15 protein-coding genes are annotated in these 16,492 nt (G+C 67.0%); 3 read left to right on the top strand and 12 right to left on the bottom strand.

The annotated features are described in order from the left end of the window. Positions 1-13 precede the first annotated feature (13 nt). Positions 14-991, top strand: coding sequence for an ABC transporter substrate-binding protein (locus LOS78_RS20475; protein WP_230378971.1), 978 nt, complete (start codon positions 14-16; stop codon positions 989-991). Here LOS78_RS20475 and LOS78_RS20480 read toward each other — a convergent pair. Both LOS78_RS20480 and LOS78_RS20485 read right to left on the bottom strand, forming a co-directional pair. Beyond that, positions 926-1,378 carry a chorismate mutase gene (locus tag LOS78_RS20480; protein WP_179922070.1) on the bottom strand — a complete coding sequence of 151 codons (453 nt, stop codon included), beginning with the start codon at positions 1,376-1,378 and terminating at the stop codon, positions 926-928. The two genes, LOS78_RS20475 and LOS78_RS20480, sit on opposite strands and share 66 nt — an antisense overlap. After that, positions 1,375-3,042 (bottom strand): (2,3-dihydroxybenzoyl)adenylate synthase, encoded by a 1,668-nt coding sequence (locus tag LOS78_RS20485; RefSeq protein WP_230378972.1) that lies wholly within the window; start codon positions 3,040-3,042, stop codon positions 1,375-1,377. Before LOS78_RS20485 ends, LOS78_RS20480 begins: the two co-directional genes overlap by 4 nt. A gap of 358 nt (positions 3,043-3,400) precedes the next feature. On the opposite strand from LOS78_RS20485, the gene LOS78_RS20490 reads away from it, so the two are divergent. Continuing rightward, complete coding sequence (locus tag LOS78_RS20490) at positions 3,401-5,479, top strand: TonB-dependent receptor (protein ID WP_230378973.1); 2,079 nt, start codon at positions 3,401-3,403, stop codon at positions 5,477-5,479. A gap of 172 nt (positions 5,480-5,651) precedes the next feature. Here the strand turns inward: LOS78_RS20490 and pcaD are convergent, their stop codons facing one another. From pcaD to LOS78_RS20535, 9 genes are all read right to left on the bottom strand, one after another. Further along, complete coding sequence (gene pcaD / locus LOS78_RS20495; protein WP_230378974.1) at positions 5,652-6,446, bottom strand: 3-oxoadipate enol-lactonase; 795 nt, start codon at positions 6,444-6,446, stop codon at positions 5,652-5,654. Between the two features lie 62 nt (positions 6,447-6,508). After that, positions 6,509-7,840 (bottom strand): aromatic acid/H+ symport family MFS transporter, encoded by a 1,332-nt coding sequence (locus tag LOS78_RS20500; RefSeq protein ID WP_230378975.1) that lies wholly within the window; start codon positions 7,838-7,840, stop codon positions 6,509-6,511. A 61-nt stretch (positions 7,841-7,901) separates the two neighbouring features. Beyond that, positions 7,902-8,687, bottom strand: a complete 786-nt coding sequence (gene benD, locus LOS78_RS20505; RefSeq protein WP_230378976.1) for a benzoate diol dehydrogenase BenD — start codon at positions 8,685-8,687, stop codon at positions 7,902-7,904. After that, on the bottom strand, positions 8,684-9,703 hold the full coding sequence (gene benC, locus LOS78_RS20510) for a benzoate 1,2-dioxygenase electron transfer component BenC (RefSeq protein ID WP_230378977.1): 1,020 nt from the start codon (positions 9,701-9,703) through the stop codon (positions 8,684-8,686). Before benC ends, benD begins: the two co-directional genes overlap by 4 nt. Positions 9,704-9,737: 34 nt before the next feature. After that, positions 9,738-10,253, bottom strand: coding sequence for a benzoate 1,2-dioxygenase small subunit (benB, locus tag LOS78_RS20515; protein WP_230378978.1), 516 nt, complete (start codon positions 10,251-10,253; stop codon positions 9,738-9,740). Next, positions 10,250-11,608, bottom strand: coding sequence for a Rieske 2Fe-2S domain-containing protein (locus LOS78_RS20520; protein ID WP_230378979.1), 1,359 nt, complete (start codon positions 11,606-11,608; stop codon positions 10,250-10,252). Before LOS78_RS20520 ends, benB begins: the two co-directional genes overlap by 4 nt. A gap of 112 nt (positions 11,609-11,720) precedes the next feature. After that, a complete protein-coding gene (gene catA / locus LOS78_RS20525; protein WP_230378980.1) occupies positions 11,721-12,659 on the bottom strand; it encodes a catechol 1,2-dioxygenase in 939 nt (312 codons plus the stop codon). Positions 12,660-12,725: 66 nt separating this feature from the next. Further along, entirely contained in the window at positions 12,726-13,016 is a 291-nt protein-coding gene (catC, locus tag LOS78_RS20530; protein WP_028716747.1) for a muconolactone Delta-isomerase, read from the bottom strand. 2 nt (positions 13,017-13,018) lie between these two features. Next, positions 13,019-14,209: a muconate/chloromuconate family cycloisomerase gene (locus LOS78_RS20535; RefSeq protein WP_230378550.1), complete on the bottom strand. Its 1,191-nt coding sequence runs from the start codon at positions 14,207-14,209 to the stop codon at positions 13,019-13,021. Between the two features lie 166 nt (positions 14,210-14,375). On the opposite strand from LOS78_RS20535, the gene LOS78_RS20540 reads away from it, so the two are divergent. Continuing rightward, on the top strand, positions 14,376-15,329 hold the full coding sequence (locus LOS78_RS20540; RefSeq protein WP_230378551.1) for a LysR family transcriptional regulator: 954 nt from the start codon (positions 14,376-14,378) through the stop codon (positions 15,327-15,329). Positions 15,330-15,504: 175 nt separating this feature from the next. Here LOS78_RS20540 and LOS78_RS20545 read toward each other — a convergent pair. Continuing rightward, positions 15,505-16,286 (bottom strand): IS5 family transposase gene (locus tag LOS78_RS20545; RefSeq protein ID WP_085999836.1). Its coding sequence is split into 2 segments (ribosomal slippage): positions 15,505-15,944 and positions 15,944-16,286, totalling 783 coding nucleotides; the frame shifts between segments, so codons are not numbered across the junction. Between the last annotated feature and the right edge of the window lie 206 nt (positions 16,287-16,492).

The following is a 16,492-nucleotide window of genomic DNA, read 5'->3' on the forward strand; positions in this document are numbered from 1 at the left end:
AAAGGAGGACGAGATGCGCCGATTGCTGATGACCGCCCTTGTGGCGCTGGCCGCCATCGGGACGGGACAGGCCGCCGAGGTGACCGACGATACGGGGCGGCAGGTGCGGATCCCCGACGACCCGCAGCGCGTCGTGGCGCTGCACGAGCCGGTGCTGGCGGTGCCGCTGATCGAGCTGGGCGTGCCGGTCGTCGGAATCTACGGCCGGGGCGACGACGGCTCCAGCCTGACCGCGGGGGATTTCCTGCACGAGATGCTGGGACGTTCCAAGGATGCCGACCCGATCCCCGGGATCGGCCCGGTGGGCAGCATCAACCTGGAAAAGCTGCGCGCGCTGCGGCCCGACCTGATCATCGGCACCGATTACGATGCCGGCAAGGCCAAGGCCCTGTCCCAGGCGGCGCCGGTCTATCTGCAGAACAGCAGCGCCGCGACCGCCCACGGCTTCAGCGTGCAGGAGGAGCTGGCGCGCGTCCTGCATCGCGAGGACCGCTTTCGCGAACTCAGGACCGCCTATCAGGCCCGGCTGGACGGATTGCGCGGCCGGTTTCCCGACCGCCTGCCCAAGGCGCCGGGGGAAAGGACCTATCTCATCGTCATGCTGACCGACCAGGCCAATGTCGTGGCCGGCATGTCCGGCGCGGTGCAGGCCCTGGAGGACCTGGGCTATCACCGGGCCGAGATCGCCGGCGAGGGCTCGACCCGGCAGTCGCGCTCGATGCTGATCCTGCCCATCGGGGCCGAAAGCCTGGCCGGCCTGAACCCCGACCTGCTGCTGGTGATGACCAGCTTCGCCGCCCCGGCGCGGGACGAGGCGGCCGCGCGCGCGGCGCTGGACCGGCTTTCGCCCGGCTGGGACCGTTTCATGGCCCCGGCGCGCGAGGGACGGATGGTGTTCCTGGATTCCGCCAGGGTCACCAGCCCTTCAGTCGCCAGCGCCATGCACACGCTCGACGCGGTCGAGGGCTGGCTGGCCGGGGGGCCGCGCTGACGGCGAGGGCGCCGGGGCCGACGACCGGCGGTCTGCGGCCGGCCGCTCTGCGCGGCAGGCCCGCCAATGCGCCACCTGCTGGCGGATGAACCATTCCGCCACCTGCCCGAACAGGGGACCGATGAAATCGGGGGCGAGGCCCGCCTCGGCGGCCCAGGCCGCGCGTTCGTCCAGCATCTGCCGCACCCGCTCCGGCGCGGGGATCGAGGCGATGTCGGGCTTGAAATCCGCCGCGGCCAGCACATAGCGCAGCCGCAGCCCCAGCAGCCCGACGATGCGGGCGTCGATCAGGTCGATGCCGCGCCGGACGTCGCCCAGCCCCGCCACCGCTTCCGGCGGGACCAGGTCCGGCGCCAGATCCTCGGGCACCACGACGGTCGGGCTCATGCACGCTCCTCCTGCCGGGCGGCGACGGGATCAGAAAAATGCGCCTTGCACAGTTGCTCGCGCAGCTGGCGCTTGTTGACCTTGCCGACGCCGGTTTGCGGAAAGCGATCCAGCACGATCACCTCGTCGGGGATCTTGAAGGCGGCAAGCCCGGCCTCGGCCAGATGGCGGCGCAACGCCCCCGGCCGGGGCGTGGTGCCCGGCGCGGCCAGCACGAAGGCGCAAAGCCTTTCGCCCATCAGCGCATCGGGCCGCCCCACCACCGCCGCATCCAGCACCGAGGCATGGGCGACCAGCAGATCCTCGACCTCGTCCACGCCGATCTTTTCGCCACCCCGGTTCACCTGGTCCTTGGCCCGCCCCTCGACGGTGATCGCGCCGTCGGCATCGCGCCGCGCGATGTCGCCCGAGCGATAGAAGCCGTCGGCGGTGAAGGCCTGGGCATTGTGCCCGGCCATGTCGTAATAGCCGCGGATCGTATAGGGGCCGCGGACCTCCAGCTCGCCCGGCTCGCCGATGGCGGCCTCGCGCCCATCCGGGCGGATGATGCGCAGCTCGTCCCAGGGCGACATGGGCCGGCCCTGGGTGTTCACGATACGCTCCTCGCTGTCGGTCAGCGCGGTGAAGCAGACCAGCCCCTCGGCCATGCCGAAGACCTGCTGCAGCTGGCAGCCCAGCTCCGGCCGGATACGCCGGGCGCTGGACGGGGTCAGCTTGGCGCCGCCGACCTGCAGCAGTTGCAGCGACGACAGGTCCGCCCCCAGCCCGGCCTGCGCATCCAGCCACAGCAGCGCCAGCGGCGGCACCAGCGCGGTCATCGTGACGCGATGGCGGGCGATCAGGTCGAAGCAGATCCCAGCCTCGGGCTCGGGTGCGATGACCACCGTGCCCCCGGCCTGCAGCGTGCCCAGAAAACCCGGGCAGGCCATCGGGAAGTTGTGCATCATCGGCAGCACGCACAGATAGCGCGTATCGCCGTCCAGCCCGCTGGCCGCCACCGCCATGCGGATGTTGTAAAGATATTCCATGTGCCGGCGCGGGATCAGCTTGGGCACGCCGGTCGTCCCGCCCGAGATCTGGAAACAGGCCACGTCCTCGGCATTGGGACCGGCCGGCAGCGGGAGATCGGGACGGAACAGGCTGTCGAAGGGCGTCGCGTCCCGGCCGTCGCCAAGCACCACCACATGCCGGACCGAGGGAACCTTGTCCTGCACCCGCCGGGCCAGCGCCACCATGTCATACCCCCCGGGCTCCTGCGCCGTCAGGATCGCGCGGGCGCCGGTGAAATTGGCAAACTGGCCAAGCTCAAGGTCGCGATGCCCGGGCAAGGCCAGCACCGGCACGACGCCCAGCCGGCAAAGCGCGAAGAACAGCGTGACGAACTCCCCGCAATTGGGGAGTTGCACCACCACCCGGTCGCCGCGAACCAGTCCCAGCGCCGAAAGCCCGCCCGCCAATGCCAGCGCATCGCGGTGCAACCGGTCGTAACCGATCTGCCGCGCACCGTCGATCAGGGCGATCCGCCGACCCAGCCGCCCGGCTTGCCGCGCCAGAAGGTCGAAGAATGTCTCGTATCGCCAGATCCCGGCCTCGCGGTAACGGTCAGCAACGTCCCGGGGCCAGAACGGGCAGCGGGCCTGCCAGTCCAGAGCGTGATCTGCCACAGCAATCTCCTTTCGCAATCCGCTGGCGAAGGGTGGGCAAATCTTCCTTGATAGGGAGGACCATGTCCGCTCCGCCGAAATCCCGACCGTGACGACTGGCGGAGGGCTGAACGCACGGTATCTTATCTTTTTTATCGGATTACTGTCGCACAACTGCAGATGGGTGTAAAGTGATCCTGCGGCGCAGGTTGTGGCGCAGGGGTCACGCCCTGGATTCCCAGGCGCCGCCGCCCTTGCCCCAAGCCTTGTCAATCGGTTAACCCGGCGCTGTCGCTCGGCGGTTTCCCGCCGGGGGAACGGAATCGCAAATGGCAGCCAGCATTCGCCAGCCCGCAGTAGATCTGGATAGGGTTTGGAGATGAATGGACATAAAATCCCGGTGCTGCTTGGCACGGTCGCCATGCTGGCATTGGCCACGGCCCCCGCGCTGGCTCAGGACAATCAGGGCATGGCCGAGGCGGTGCGGCTGGACGAAATCGTCCTGACCGGCGAAAAGCAGGCGCGCAGCATCAAGGATACCGCCTCTTCGGTGGCCGTCCTGACCACGCGCGACCTTGAGGAGAGCGGCGGGCAGGACAGCACCGCCGATGCGGCGACGGGCATCGCCAACGTGACCTATGTCGCCTCGGGCGGCCAAGGCGGCGCCCCCACCATCCGCGGGCAGGACAGCGAGGGTCCGAATTCCGGCGCGGTGGCCTTCTTCGGCGGCACGGCCCCGCGGCTGGCCTTCAATCTGGACGGGCATTACCTGGGCTATAACGAGATCGTCTGGGGCAGCCAGGCGCTTTGGGACGTCGAGTCGATCGAGGTCTTTCGCGGCCCGCAGACCGCGACCCAAGGCGCGAACTCGATCGCCGGGGCGATCATCGTCAAGACCAAGGATCCGACTTTCCAGCCCGAGGGCGCCGCGCAGCTGGAATATGGCAGCCACAACCGCCGCCGCGCCAGCCTGATGGCCTCGGGGCCCTTGTCCGAGGATCTGGCCGGGCGCATCACCGTCGACTACTGGGCGCGCGACAATTACATCGACTATACCAACCCGGATTTCGCCGTCGGCTCGACCGACCAGGACCATGAATCCCGCACCATCCGCGCCAAGCTGCTGTGGCAGCCGCAGGAGATCCCGGGGCTGGAGGGCAAGCTGACCTTCTCGCACAGCCTGACCAACCGGCCGAACTGGGAAGCCGCGACCGAGCCCTATGAGGATCTGGAAAGCGCCACCGCATCGAATCCCAGCTGGCGGCTGCGCACGAACACCACCATCCTGGATGTCAGCTATGAATTCGGCAATGGCTGGACGCTGTTCAACCAGCTGCAATATTCCGACATCTGGATCAAACGCTCGACCGAGCCGGTCGACTCGGGCACGGCGACCCTGGATCAGGACGTGACCTCGAACGAAACGCGCGTGACCTTCGGCTCGCCCGAGGACCGGATCAGCGGCGTGGCGGGACTGTTCGTCTCGCGCACCGATTCGGACGAGCTTCTGGATTACCGCGGCACCACCACCTATGACGACCGCAAGGACAGCCTGGGGATATTCGTCGAAACCACCTGGCGCCTTGCCGACCGCTGGAGCCTGACCGGCGGGCTGCGCTATCAGCGCGACGACATCACCCGGCGCGGCGTGTCGAGCTTTACCCCGAACGTGCTGGATTACGACGAAAGCTTCGACGCCTGGCTGCCCAGGATCGCGCTGGCCTATGACCTGGACGAATCGAGCCGCATCGGCGCCATGATCAGCAAGGGCTACAACCCGGGCGGGGTGACGCTGAACCTGACCAGCGGGGAATACGTGCCCTTTGACGCGGAGACCTCGTGGAACTACGAGATCTTCGGCCGCACCCGGCTGCTGGACGACCGGCTGGAGCTGACCGGCAACCTGTTCTACACCCAGCTCCATGATGCGCAGCGCTATGTCGTGACCAGCTTGCCCGAGAACATCGGCAGTTCGATCACCGTCAATGCCGAGCGCGCCAAGTCCTATGGCCTGGAACTGGGGATGGACTATCTGGTACGCGACAATCTGCGGGTCAAGGCGGGGCTGGGCCTGCTGCATACCGAGATCAGCCGCTTCACCAGCGCGGAGGCGGATTACCAGGGCCACCGCTTCGGCCGGTCCCCGGACTATACGCTTTCGCTGGCGGCCGATTGGGACATCACCCCGGAATGGCGGCTCAGCGGCCAGCTGCGCCACACCGACGGCTATTATTCCGACGACAACGAGGACCGCGACACCTGGGTCGATTCCTATACCGTGGCCAATGCCCGGCTGACCTGGCAACCGCGCGAGAACCTGCAGGCCTTCGCCTATGTCAACAACCTGTTCGACGACCGCTCGGTGACCTATCTGCGGGCCAGCCGCTCGATCGGCGGCTTCGAGGCCACCGTGGTCGAGCCGCGCGAGGTGGGTATCGGCCTGAAGGTGACCTTCTGAGGTAAAAGGTCCGGCGAGTTCGACATGGCCCAGGCGCTTCTGGCCGGCGCCCGGGCCGCACCGCCGGGCCGTCAGGCGCAATTCGACGCGAACGGCAGCGATCCGGACAAGGGCACCGGCATTTGGGCCGGTGCGTTTTACAAAGATGAACCGGCGGAGTTGGGCCGAATTCTCACCGCCAAGGTGCTGCGGTCAGGAAATCCTTCAGGACGGTGTCGAACCGCGCCGCCGATTCCAGGTTCACGATGTGCCGCCCCGGCAGGGACAGGTGACGTCCGCCCCGCACCTCTCCGGCGATCGCGGCCAGTTCGGCCGGCGGGCAGACCGGATCGTCAGCCCCGGAAATCGCCAGCAGCGGATTGGCGATCTGGTGAAGCCGGCCGCGCAGATCCGCCCCGGCAAGCGCCGCGCAGCATCCCGCATAGCCATCGACCGAGGTGGCGGCGAAGCTGGCCAGGATCGCCGCGACGCTGGCCGGATCGGCCGCACGAAAGCCCGGCGTGAACCAGCGTTCCGCCGTCGCGGGAAGAAGGCTGCCCAAGCCCCCTGCCCTGACCTCGTCGATGCGGGCGTTCCAGCCTTCGGCGGTGCCGATCCGGGCGGCCGTGGCGCAGAGAACCACGCGCCCCAGCCGCGCCCCGGCATGGATCGCCAGCCATTGCCCGGTCAGCCCGCCGATGGACAGGCCGCAGAAATGGCTGCGCGCGATCCCCAGCGCGTCCCACAGCGCGATCACGTCGCCGCCCAGATCGGCCAGCCCGTAGGGCGGCAACGGCGCGCCGGACCGGCCATGGCCGCGGCGGTCATAGCGCAGGATGCGGAAATCCCGGCAAAGGCTTTCGATCTGGGCGTCCCACATATGCAGGTCGGTGCCCAGTGAATTGCAGAAGGTCAGCCACGGCTTTTCCCCGGCATCGCCGTCGATGCGGTAGTGCAGCCGGTGGGTGGGCAGGTCCAGGCAGGGCATGGGCGGCCTTTCATGCGAATGCGGCGCGCGGCGAGGGGCCGCGCGCCTTGTTGCAGGGATCGTCAGGCGGCGGCAAGCCGCGCCGTGTCGCGGGCGCGCCCGTTGGCAAGCGCGAAGACCAGCATCGCCAGGGCCGAGACCGCCGCCGGGATCGCGAAGAGCAGGAAGTTCTGCTCCAGCGGCAGTTCCCGCGCCAGCAGCACCCCGCCGAAGGTCGGCCCGACGATGGCGCCGATCCGGCCCACGCCCGAGGCCCAGCCCAGCCCGGTCGAGCGCACCGACAGGTTATAAAGCTGCGCCACGCTGGCATAGAGCAGGATCTGCGTGCCGATGGTCGTGGCCCCCGCGACGAAGACCAGCAGGAACAGCATCGCCGGCGCCGGGTTGAAGCCAATCAGCGCGATGGATGCCCCGGCGGCGGCGAAGAAGGCGACCACCACCTTCGGCAGGCCGAAACGGTCGCCCAGCCACCCTCCGGCGATCGCCCCCGCCATGCCGCCGAAATTCAGCGAGAACAGCGACAGCAGGCTCGCCCGTTCCGCATATCCGGCCTCTTGCAGCACCTTGGGCAGCCACGACGACAGCAGATAGACCAGCAGCAGGCAGCAGAAGAAGGACAGCCACAGCATCAGCGTGCGCAGCGTCCGGCCGTGGCGGAACAGCTCGGCGACGGATGCCGAGGCGCCCTTGGTCTCGGTGAAGACCAGCTGGTCATCGGCCGCCAGCGGGCTGGCCGGGTTGATGCGGGCAAAGATGCGCCGCGCCTCGTCCTGCCTGCCCTGACGGATCAGGAAACCCAGCGATTCCGGCAGTTTCCACAGCACCAGCGGCAGCAGCAGCAGCGGCACCGCGGCGATGAAGAACATCGGCTGCCAGCCGAAGGAGGGGATCAGCCCGACGCCCAGCCCCGCCGCGACCATGCCGCCGACCGAATAGCCCGAAAACATCAGCGCCACCATGGTGCCGCGCAGGCGCTTGGGCGCATATTCGTTCATCAGCGCCACGGCATTCGGCATCAGCCCGCCGCAGCCCAGGCCGGCGATGAAGCGGAAGATCTTGAACTGCTCGGGCGAGGTGGCAAAGCCGGTCAGCACGGTGGCCGAGGTGAACAGCACGAAGCTGATCGCGACGCCCTTCTTGCGGCCGATCCGGTCGGCCAGCGGGCCCAGGATCAGCGCCCCGAACATCATCCCGAACAGCGCCCAGGCCTGCAGCGCGCCGGCCTGCGGCTTGGTCAGGCCCCATTCCGCGATCAGCGTGGGCAGCACCGTGCCCGCCACGAAGACATCGTATCCGTCGACGACCAGCAGCGTGCCGCACAGCGCGACCACCATCCATTGGAAGCGGCCGAACGGACCCTGGTCTATCGCCTCGCTGACATCTATGTTTCGCATGTCGTTCCTCCCTTGTTTTTCGCTTGAAAGCCCGGTCAGCCGCTGTCGCCCCCCGCGACGCTCATCCCGTGTCGCCTCCGGCGACGGGCAGGACGGATCCGGTGATGTAGGATGCCTCGTCCGAGGCCAGGAACAGGATCGGCGCGACCTGTTCGTCGATGGTGCCGTAGCGCCTCATCGGGGCCGATTGCGTCACCTGCTCCACGACTTCGGCCATCCATTGCCGCTCGGCCGGGCTGTCGCCCTCGGCATTGCGCGGGATGCGGCGCGGCGGCGCCTCGGTCCCGCCGGGAGCGGTGGCGACCACGCGGATGTTCTGCGCCGCAAGCTCCATCGCCAGGGATTGCGTGATCGCGTTGACGCCGCCCTTGGCCGCCGAATAAGGGACGCGATGGATCCCCCGCGTGGCGTTCGAGGAGACGTTGACGATGGTGCCGCCGCCGCGCGCCGCCAGATGCGGCAGGACCGCCCGGCAGCAATAGAGCGTCGGCATCAAGGATCGACGGATCTCGGCGTCGATCTGGGCGGGCTCGAATTCGGCAAAGGGCCGCATGCGGATCGCGCCGCCCACGTTGTTGATCAAGATGTCGATGCCGCCGAACGTTTCGGCCGCATGGCGCATCGCGGCCTCGGCGCCGTCCCAGGTCTCCAGGTCGGCGATGAAGGCGGCGGCATCGCCGCCCGCCTCGGCCGCCACCTCGGCCACGAAATCGGCGCGGTCCACGAACAGCACCCGCCCCCCTTCGGCCGCCGCGCGCAAGGCCACGGCGCGGCCGATGCCCTGCGCGGCCCCGGTCACGACCAGCACCTTGCCCACGAAACGCCCGGCGAAGACGGCCCCGGTCATGCGATGGCCTTCAGGGGCGCGTTGGGGGTGAACTTCTCGTAATGGAAGCTGGCGGGGCGGATGCCGTTTTCATCCAGATAGTTACGCACGGCATCGACCATGGGCGGGGGGCCGCACAGATAGACATCGACCCCGCCCGCCGCCAGCATGTCGCCGGGCATATGCTGCGTGACCCAGCCCTTGCGGGGATGGGCGGATGCGGGATCGGCCACGACAGTCGCGAAGGTGAAGTTCGGCAACCGGCCTGCATAGGCGGCAATCTGGTCCACCAGCACCAGGTCCAGGTCGCGCGTCACGCCATAGACCAGGTGGATCTGGCGCTGCGACCCGGCGCGGGCCAGGACCTCCAGCATCGACAGGAAGGGCGCAAGGCCGGTGCCGCCCGCCAGGAACAAGAGCGGCCCGTCGCCGTCCCGCAGATAGAAGCTGCCCATCGGCCCGGTCAGCTCCAGCCGCTCGCCCGGCTGCGCACGGGCCAGCCAGCCGCCCATCAGCCCGCCGGGGATCTTCTTGATCAGGAAGCCCAGCCGATGCTCGCCCGGCGCGGAGCTGAAGGAATAGGAACGGTGATCGCAGCTGCCCGGCACGCCGATATTGACATATTGCCCCGGCAGGAAGGCGGGGGCGTCCTCCACCTCAAGCTCCAGCACCACGGCCGCGTCCTGATGCGGCTCGATCCGCGTCACGGTGGCGGCAAAGACCTGCTGGCCGGTCTTGCAGGCCTGCGAGGTCGTGGGCACCGACAGCACGCAATCCGAGGACGGCACCATCTGGCAGGTCAGCACCAGCCCCTCGGCAGCCTCGTCCTCGGTCAGGGCGTCCTCGATATAGTCCTCGCCCATGTCATAGGCGCCGCTTTCGGCGCGGCACTTGCAGGTGCCGCAGACGCCGTCCGAGCAGTCCATCGGCAGGTTGATCTTGTTGCGGAACGCGGCGTCGAGAACCTTCTCGCCCGGCTTGCAATCGACGAAGCGGGTGATCCCGTCCTCGAAGTTCAATGCGATGCGGTAGCACATGGTCGCCTCCTCCTTGCGGTTGTGCTGGGACGGATCAGACGTGATAGACGTCGATGACCTGGCGGATGTAGTCGTTCTTCAGGACGATCTTCTTGGCGGCGATGGCCAGCCCGTCGCCGGTCCGTCGCAGGGTCACGAAGATGGTCCCGAAGAACTGGTCGGTGACCTTGTAGCGGTGGTTCAGCGTATGGAAGTTGTAGCGGACATCCACCTCGGTCCCCCGGTCCTCGACCACCTCGACATTCAGGACGGCGTGGCTGGTGCGCGGCTCGGGCGTCGAGGCGCCGGAACGCTCGGTCTTGATGCGGAAGACGCGATCCTCCAGCCCCTCGCGGTTCGGGTAATAGATCAGCGAGATCTGCGACTGCGGATCCTCGGTGATCTGGTCGTTGTCGTCCCAGGCGGGCATCCAGTAGGTGACGTCGGGCGCATAGCAGGTCAGCCATTCGTCCCATTGCCGGTCATCGAGCAGGCGCGCCTCGCGATAGAGAAAGGCGCAGATGGCGTCGTAGCCCAGGCTGGTGCCGGTGGTGTCGTGATCCAGGCTCATGCCGCGGCCCCCCTTTTCTCGGCGGCAAGCGCGTCGCGCATCACCCCGGCCCAATATTCGTGCTGGCAGACGAACAGCCCCTCGTCCTCGCTGCGTTCGCCGGACAGAAGCGGCTTCAGCCCCATGCGCCGGGCGTTCTCGTCCGGCCCGTCGATCCACAGCGGCGCGCCGCGCGACATGTCGTTCCACAGCGCCAGGCTGCCGGCATAGGCGGTCTGGCAGGCGCGGAATTCCTCGAGGTCGTCCGAGGTGCCCATGCCCGACACGTTGAAGAAATCCTCGTATTGGCGGATGCGATGGGCGCGGTCCTCGGCGGACTCGCCCTTGGGCGCGAAGCAGAAGATGGTGACTTCGGTCTTGTCCACGGAAAGCGGGCGGACGACGCGGATCTGGGTGCTGAACTGGTCCATCAGGAACACGTTCGGATAGAGGCAGAGGTTGCGCGTCTGGTTGACGATGAAGCCCGCCTTCTCCTCGCCCAGCCGGGCCACAAGATCCTCGCGGCGGTTCCAGACCGGCCGGACCTCGGGGTTCTTCGTGTTGGTCCACAGCAGGATATGGCCGTTCTCGAACCCATAGACGCCGGCGACGGACTTCGACCAGCTGTTGGCGTCCACCGCCTTGGTGCCGGTTTCGCTGCGCCGCTCCATGGTGGTGGCATAGTTCCAATGCACCGAGCTGACGTGATAGCCGTCGCAGCCGTTCTCCATCTGCAGCTTCCAGTTGCCGTCGTAGATATAGGAGGAATTGCCGCGCAGGACCTCCAGCCCCTCGGGGGCCTGGTCAACGATCTGGTCGATGATGATGGTGGTTTCGCCCAGGAACTCCTCCAGCGGCGCGACATCGGCATTGAGGCTGCCGAACAGGAAGCCGCGATAGCTTTCGAAGCGTGCCACGCGGGTCAGGTCGTGCGAGCCGTCCTTGCCGAACTGTTCGGGATATTGCGTCGTCTTGGCGTCCTTGACCTTCAGCAGCTTGCCGGTGTTGGAAAAGGTCCAGCCGTGGAACGGGCAGGTGAAGCTGCCCTTGTTGCCCTGCTTGCGGCGGCACAGCATCGCACCCTTGTGGGCGCAGGCATTGATGACCGCGTGCAGCGTGCCGGTCTTGTCGCGGGTGATGACCACCGGCTGGCGGCCGATCCAGGTGGTGTAATAGTCGTTCGGTTCGGGGATCTGGCTTTCATGCGCCAGATAGACCCAGTTGCCTTCGAAGATGTGCTTCATCTCCAGCGCGAACAGGTCCTCGTTGGTGAAGATGTCGCGGCGGCAGCGGTAGAGGCCGGCCTCCTTGTCGTCCTGCACGGCCGTCGCCAGAAGTTGATCCAGGTCGCGTGCCTTCTCGATGATCGCGGACATGAGCTTTCCTCCCAGGGGATGCGCCTTTCGCGGGCCGGCCCCTGCCAGATGTCGGTGATGGTTGATCGGGTTCGGAAGGGGGCGGCCTGCGGCGGCCGCCCGAGAGCATCGGTCAGGCGGCAGCGCGGCGGCGCTGTTCATTGGCCTGGTTGTCGACGCCATCGACCAGGGCGGTCAGGTGGATGTCGAATTCGATCTCGGCAAAGGGGCCGTTCAAGCCGTTGGCGTGGATGCTGTCCTCGTCGGTGCGCTCGACGACATGCGGCACCAGCCCTTCGCGGGTCGCATAGGCGAAATCGTCGTCGATCAGCGGATCGCCCTCGATATTGATCTGCGTGGTCAGCTTGCGGTGGCCGTCGGCGCTGACGAAGAAATGGATATGCGCCGGCCGCTGGCCATGGCGGCCAAGCGCCGACAGCAGGGCCTCGGTCGGGCTGCCGGGGGGCACGCCATAGCCGCTGGGCAGGATGCTCTGGAACCTGTAGCGGCCCTGATCGTCGGTGATGATGGTGCGGCGCATGTTGAAGGGCGCCTGCTTGCCGGTCGGATCGAAATGCGAATAGAAGCCGCGGGTGTCGCAATGCCAGACCTCGACCTTGGCGCCCGGCAGCGGCCTGCCGTCCGATCCGTGGACCGTGCCGTGCATGATCAGCGTGTGGCCGTCGGTGTCGGTGCCGTCGTCCAGCCGCGCGAAGCCCACCGATTCCGGGGCACCCGCGACATAGAGCGGCCCCTCGATGGTGCGCGGCGTGGGGTTCTCGATCCCCAGCGAGGCGTCGATGGCGTCCAGCCGCTCGTCGATGAAGTGATCGACCCCCAGGCCCGGCGAGACCAGCCCGGCCTGCCCGGCCGCGCCCAGATCGTTCAGCCAGGCCACGCCCGTCCAGTATTCGTCGGGGGTGATGTCCAGGTCGTCGATGGCCTTGAACAGGTCGGACATCAGCCGATGCACGATCTGCTTCATGCGCGGATCGCCCTTGTCGTTGTTCAACCCGCTGAGTTCCTTCAGGAACTCCTGCACATCGGGTCGATCGAAAATCTTGACGGTCATGGTTTCTCCTCCTGGATTCGCTTGGAAACTGGGCGGGCAGGCTTCCCCGGACCTGCCCGTTGGGACTTAGCTGTCATCCTCGCGGATGGCGGAAGGGTGGCGCAGAAGCGGCGTGACCTCGATCTCCATGAACGGAAACAGGGGCAGGCCGGACAGGATCTGGTGCAGCTCGTCGTTGTCGCCGACGTCGAAGATGCTGACATTCGCGTATTGCCCCGCGACCCGCCAGATATGGCGCCATTTGCCGCTGCGCTGCAGATCCTGCGCATAGGCCTTTTCGCGCGCGATGATCCCGGCGGCTTCCTCGGCCGGCAGATCGCGGGGAAGCTTCACGGTCATGGCGACATGGAACAGCATCGTCACACCCTCCCGCCGGGCAGGCTGATCGTCTTGCGGATCCCGTCGCGGGCAAAGAAGGCCAGGCGATCCTCGTCCAGCGCCACTCCCAGGCCGGGGCCGGCGGGGACGGTCAGCTCGAACTCGCCGTATTCCAGCGGCTCGGCCAGGATCTCCTCGGTCAGCAGCAGCGGGCCGAACAGCTCGGTGCCCCATTGCAGATTGGCGAAACAGGCGAAGGCATGGGCCGAGACCACCGTGCCCACCGCGCCTTCCAGCATGGTGCCGCCGTAAAGCCCGATCCCCGCCGCATCGGCGATGGCCGCGACGCGCAGCGCGTTGAAGGCGCCGCCGCTCTGCTCCAGCTTGACGGCAAAGACATCCGCGCCCTGCAGGCGCGCGATCTCGAAGGCGCTTTCGGGGCCGGTCAGGGATTCATCGGCCATCAGCGCCACGGGCCAGCGCCGCACCAGCCGCCGCAGCGCCGCGGTCTGCGCGACCGGCTGCTCGACCAGCTCGCAGCCCGCATCGGCAAGGGCGGGAATGCCGAAGGCGGCCTCGCCCTCGGACCAGGCCATGTTCAGGTCCACCCGCACCGAGGCGCGGTCGCCAAGCGCGGCCTTGATCGCGGCCACATGGGCGATGTCGTCGCGCATCGGCCGCGCGCCGATCTTCAGCTTGAAGACGCGGTGGCGGCGCAGGTCCAGCATCCGCTCCGCCTCGGCGATGTCGCGCGCCGTGTCGCCCGAGGCCAGCGTCCAGGCCACCGGCAGCCGGTCGCGCCGCCGTCCGCCCAGAAGCTCGCTGACCGGCAGGCCGACCCGCTTGCCCTGCGCATCCAGCAGCGCCGTTTCCACGGCCGACTTGGCAAAGCGGTTCTCGCGCACCATCCGGCCGATCCGCGCCATGAGCGCCTGCACCTGCGTCGCGTCCTGGCCGATCATCACCGGCGCAAACCAGCTGTCGATATTGGTCTTCATGCTTTCGGGGCTTTCGCCGCCATAGGCCAGGCCGCCGATGGTGGTGCCCTCGCCGATGCCGACGATCCCGTCGCTGCAATGGACGCGGACCAGCATCAGCACCTGCCCGTTCATGGTCGCGACCGAGAGCTTGTGCGGCCGGATCGTCGGAAGGTCGAGGATCACCGTCTCGACCCGGGAAACGACGGGGCGGATATCGGTGCGCGGGGCGATGGGTGCGAATGACTGGTTCATGACGCCAAATTGCGGCGGCGGCCCCTTTCTGTCCAACACCATTTGGATTTGAAAGAATACCCTGAAGGTATTATGGTGAAGAAAATATGGCCCCGCGGCCAGTTACCCCGCCACAGAATACCAAAAACAATCATCGTTTTTGCTCTTGCCTGCCCAGAGGATGGCCATGGATCTGCGACAGCTGCGCTATTTCACCGCGGTCGCGCGGGAACGGAACTTCACCCGCGCGGCTCAGACCCTGAACATCGCCCAGCCGCCGCTGAGCCGCCAGATCCAGCTGCTGGAGGAGGAGCTGGGCGTCGCCCTGATCATTCGGAAAAGCCGGCCGATCAGGCTGACCGACGCGGGACGGCTGTTCTACGAACAGGCGCTGCAGGTGCTGGGGCGGGTCGACCAGATGAAGGACGCGACGCGCCGCGTCGGGCTGAATCGCAACCGGGTGCTGTCCATCGGCTTCGTGGCCTCGACCCTCTACGGCGGCCTGCCGGTGCTGGTCAGGAAACTGCGCCAGAACGTGCCCGAACTGGACATCCAGCTGCTGGAAATGCTGTCGATCCAGCAGATCCCCGCGCTGAAGGAAGGCCGCATCGACATCGGCTTCGGCCGCCTGAAGCACAGCGATCCGAATGTCGTCGGCACCGTCCTGCGCGAGGAGCGGCTGGTGGCCGCCCTGCCCCAGGACACCCCCCTGGCGCGGGATCCCGCGCCGCTGCCGCTGGCTGCGCTGGCCGGGCAGGCGCTGATCGTCTATCCCAAGGAGCCGCGCCCCAGCTATGCCGACCAGGTCCTCAACCTGCTGCAGGACGAGGGCATTCGCCCGGCCGAGGTGCTGGAGGTGCGCGAAATCCAGACGGCGCTTGGTCTGGTCGCGGCGGAGTCGGGCATCTGCATCATCCCTTCCTCGGCCCGGCAGATGCGGTCGGACGTGCGCTATCGGCTGATCGACAGCCCGCGGGCGACATCGCCGGTCATCCTCAATCACCGCGCCGGCGACGCCTCGCCCTATCTCGACCTGGTCAGGCAGCTGATCCGCGACATGTATGCCGAAAACCCGGTCTGGCTGGAGGCCAACAATCTTCGCCCAACCCCTCCCGACGACCGCAGACCGGACCGCGCGTAAGGTCCTGCGCCGAGGTCACCGTGCGTTGCCTGCCATCAGGGAATGCAGGGCACGGTCGAGGCTGTGTCAAAACTGCTCAACTGGACTGCATGTTGTCAGGGGCTTTCGAAGGCCGAAGTTCGCGCACGCGACCCGCGCCATCCCGAGCTCCGGCGCCCTGCCGGGCCGTTTTAGGTCATGTTGACAAATGGCGGAGCCAGAGCCTGATGCAGGCGACGTCGACGAAGCCAAGGAAGCTTTCGGCGGTTTTGTCGTAGCGGGTTGCAAGGCGGCGGCTATTTTTCAGCTTGTTGAAGCAGCGCTCGACCATGTTGCGCAGGGTGTAGATGGTCATGTCGACAGCCTTGCGCACCCTTCGGTTCCTTCGCATCGGTATCATGGGCAGGGCGTTGCGGCTCTCGATGTCTTCCCGAATTTTATCAGAGTCATAGCCCCTGTCGGCGACCAGAACTGCTGGTTGCGGCAGGTTGTCGGCCATCACCATATCATAGCCGGTGTAGTCGGAATCCTGCCCCGGCGTGATCTCGGTCCTCATCGGGAGGCCTGCGCCGTTGACGCGGAGATGGATCTTGGTCGAGAAGCCACCTCTCGAACGGCCAAGAGCCTCTTTCGGAGTCCCCCTTTTGCGCCCGCCGCATGATGATGGGCGCGGATCACAGTGCTATCAACCATCTGGAGCTTGTCTGGCGCGATCCCAGCGTGGTTCAGCGCATCCAGGATATCCTCCCACAGTCCCGCCAAAGTCCAGCGGCGGAACTGACGGTAGACCGAGGACCACTTGCCAAACTCTTCGGGCAGATCGCGCCATGGCGCACCAGTCCTTGCGATCCAGAATATACCATTCAGAACAAGACGATGGTCCGCAGGTTTCCGCCCGTTAGGGTGCCGGACGGCACGAATGAAGCCCTCGAAGAAGGTCCACTCATCGTCGGATATCAGGTTGCGTGCCAAGTTCATCTCCCACGTAGAGATGAGCTTGAATCATAGGACGACTGCCAGAGGAATCCCTTTTGTCAACACGACCTAGCCGCTGGCATTCGGCGGCGCGGCACCTGTTCCTGTCCGCGGCGGGCGGCTTTCCATCGGACGGGAGAGGGTTTTCGCGCGGCCAAGGAACGGATGCATGCCGGGCGCGTTGTCAGAAATCCGCTTCCCGCGACCTT

Origin of the sequence: Paracoccus sp. MA (assembly GCF_020990385.1) — a bacterium.
In the GTDB taxonomy this organism is placed as follows: Bacteria; Pseudomonadota; Alphaproteobacteria; order Rhodobacterales; family Rhodobacteraceae; genus Paracoccus.

Bases quoted from the DNA above. Each gene is read 5' to 3' on its own strand.
- LOS78_RS20475 (WP_230378971.1), top strand. From the start codon at position 14: ATGCGCCGATTGCTGATGACCGCCCTTGTGGCGCTGGCCGCCATCGGG.
- LOS78_RS20480 (WP_179922070.1), bottom strand. From the start codon at position 1,378: ATGAGCCCGACCGTCGTGGTGCCCGAGGATCTGGCGCCGGACCTGGTC.
- LOS78_RS20490 (WP_230378973.1), top strand. From the start codon at position 3,401: ATGAATGGACATAAAATCCCGGTGCTGCTTGGCACGGTCGCCATGCTG.
- pcaD (WP_230378974.1), bottom strand. From the start codon at position 6,446: ATGCCCTGCCTGGACCTGCCCACCCACCGGCTGCACTACCGCATCGAC.
- LOS78_RS20500 (WP_230378975.1), bottom strand. From the start codon at position 7,840: ATGCGAAACATAGATGTCAGCGAGGCGATAGACCAGGGTCCGTTCGGC.
- benD (WP_230378976.1), bottom strand. From the start codon at position 8,687: ATGACCGGGGCCGTCTTCGCCGGGCGTTTCGTGGGCAAGGTGCTGGTC.
- benC (WP_230378977.1), bottom strand. From the start codon at position 9,703: ATGTGCTACCGCATCGCATTGAACTTCGAGGACGGGATCACCCGCTTC.
- benB (WP_230378978.1), bottom strand. From the start codon at position 10,253: ATGAGCCTGGATCACGACACCACCGGCACCAGCCTGGGCTACGACGCC.
- LOS78_RS20520 (WP_230378979.1), bottom strand. From the start codon at position 11,608: ATGTCCGCGATCATCGAGAAGGCACGCGACCTGGATCAACTTCTGGCG.
- catA (WP_230378980.1), bottom strand. From the start codon at position 12,659: ATGACCGTCAAGATTTTCGATCGACCCGATGTGCAGGAGTTCCTGAAG.
- catC (WP_028716747.1), bottom strand. From the start codon at position 13,016: ATGCTGTTCCATGTCGCCATGACCGTGAAGCTTCCCCGCGATCTGCCG.
- LOS78_RS20535 (WP_230378550.1), bottom strand. From the start codon at position 14,209: ATGAACCAGTCATTCGCACCCATCGCCCCGCGCACCGATATCCGCCCC.
- LOS78_RS20540 (WP_230378551.1), top strand. From the start codon at position 14,376: ATGGATCTGCGACAGCTGCGCTATTTCACCGCGGTCGCGCGGGAACGG.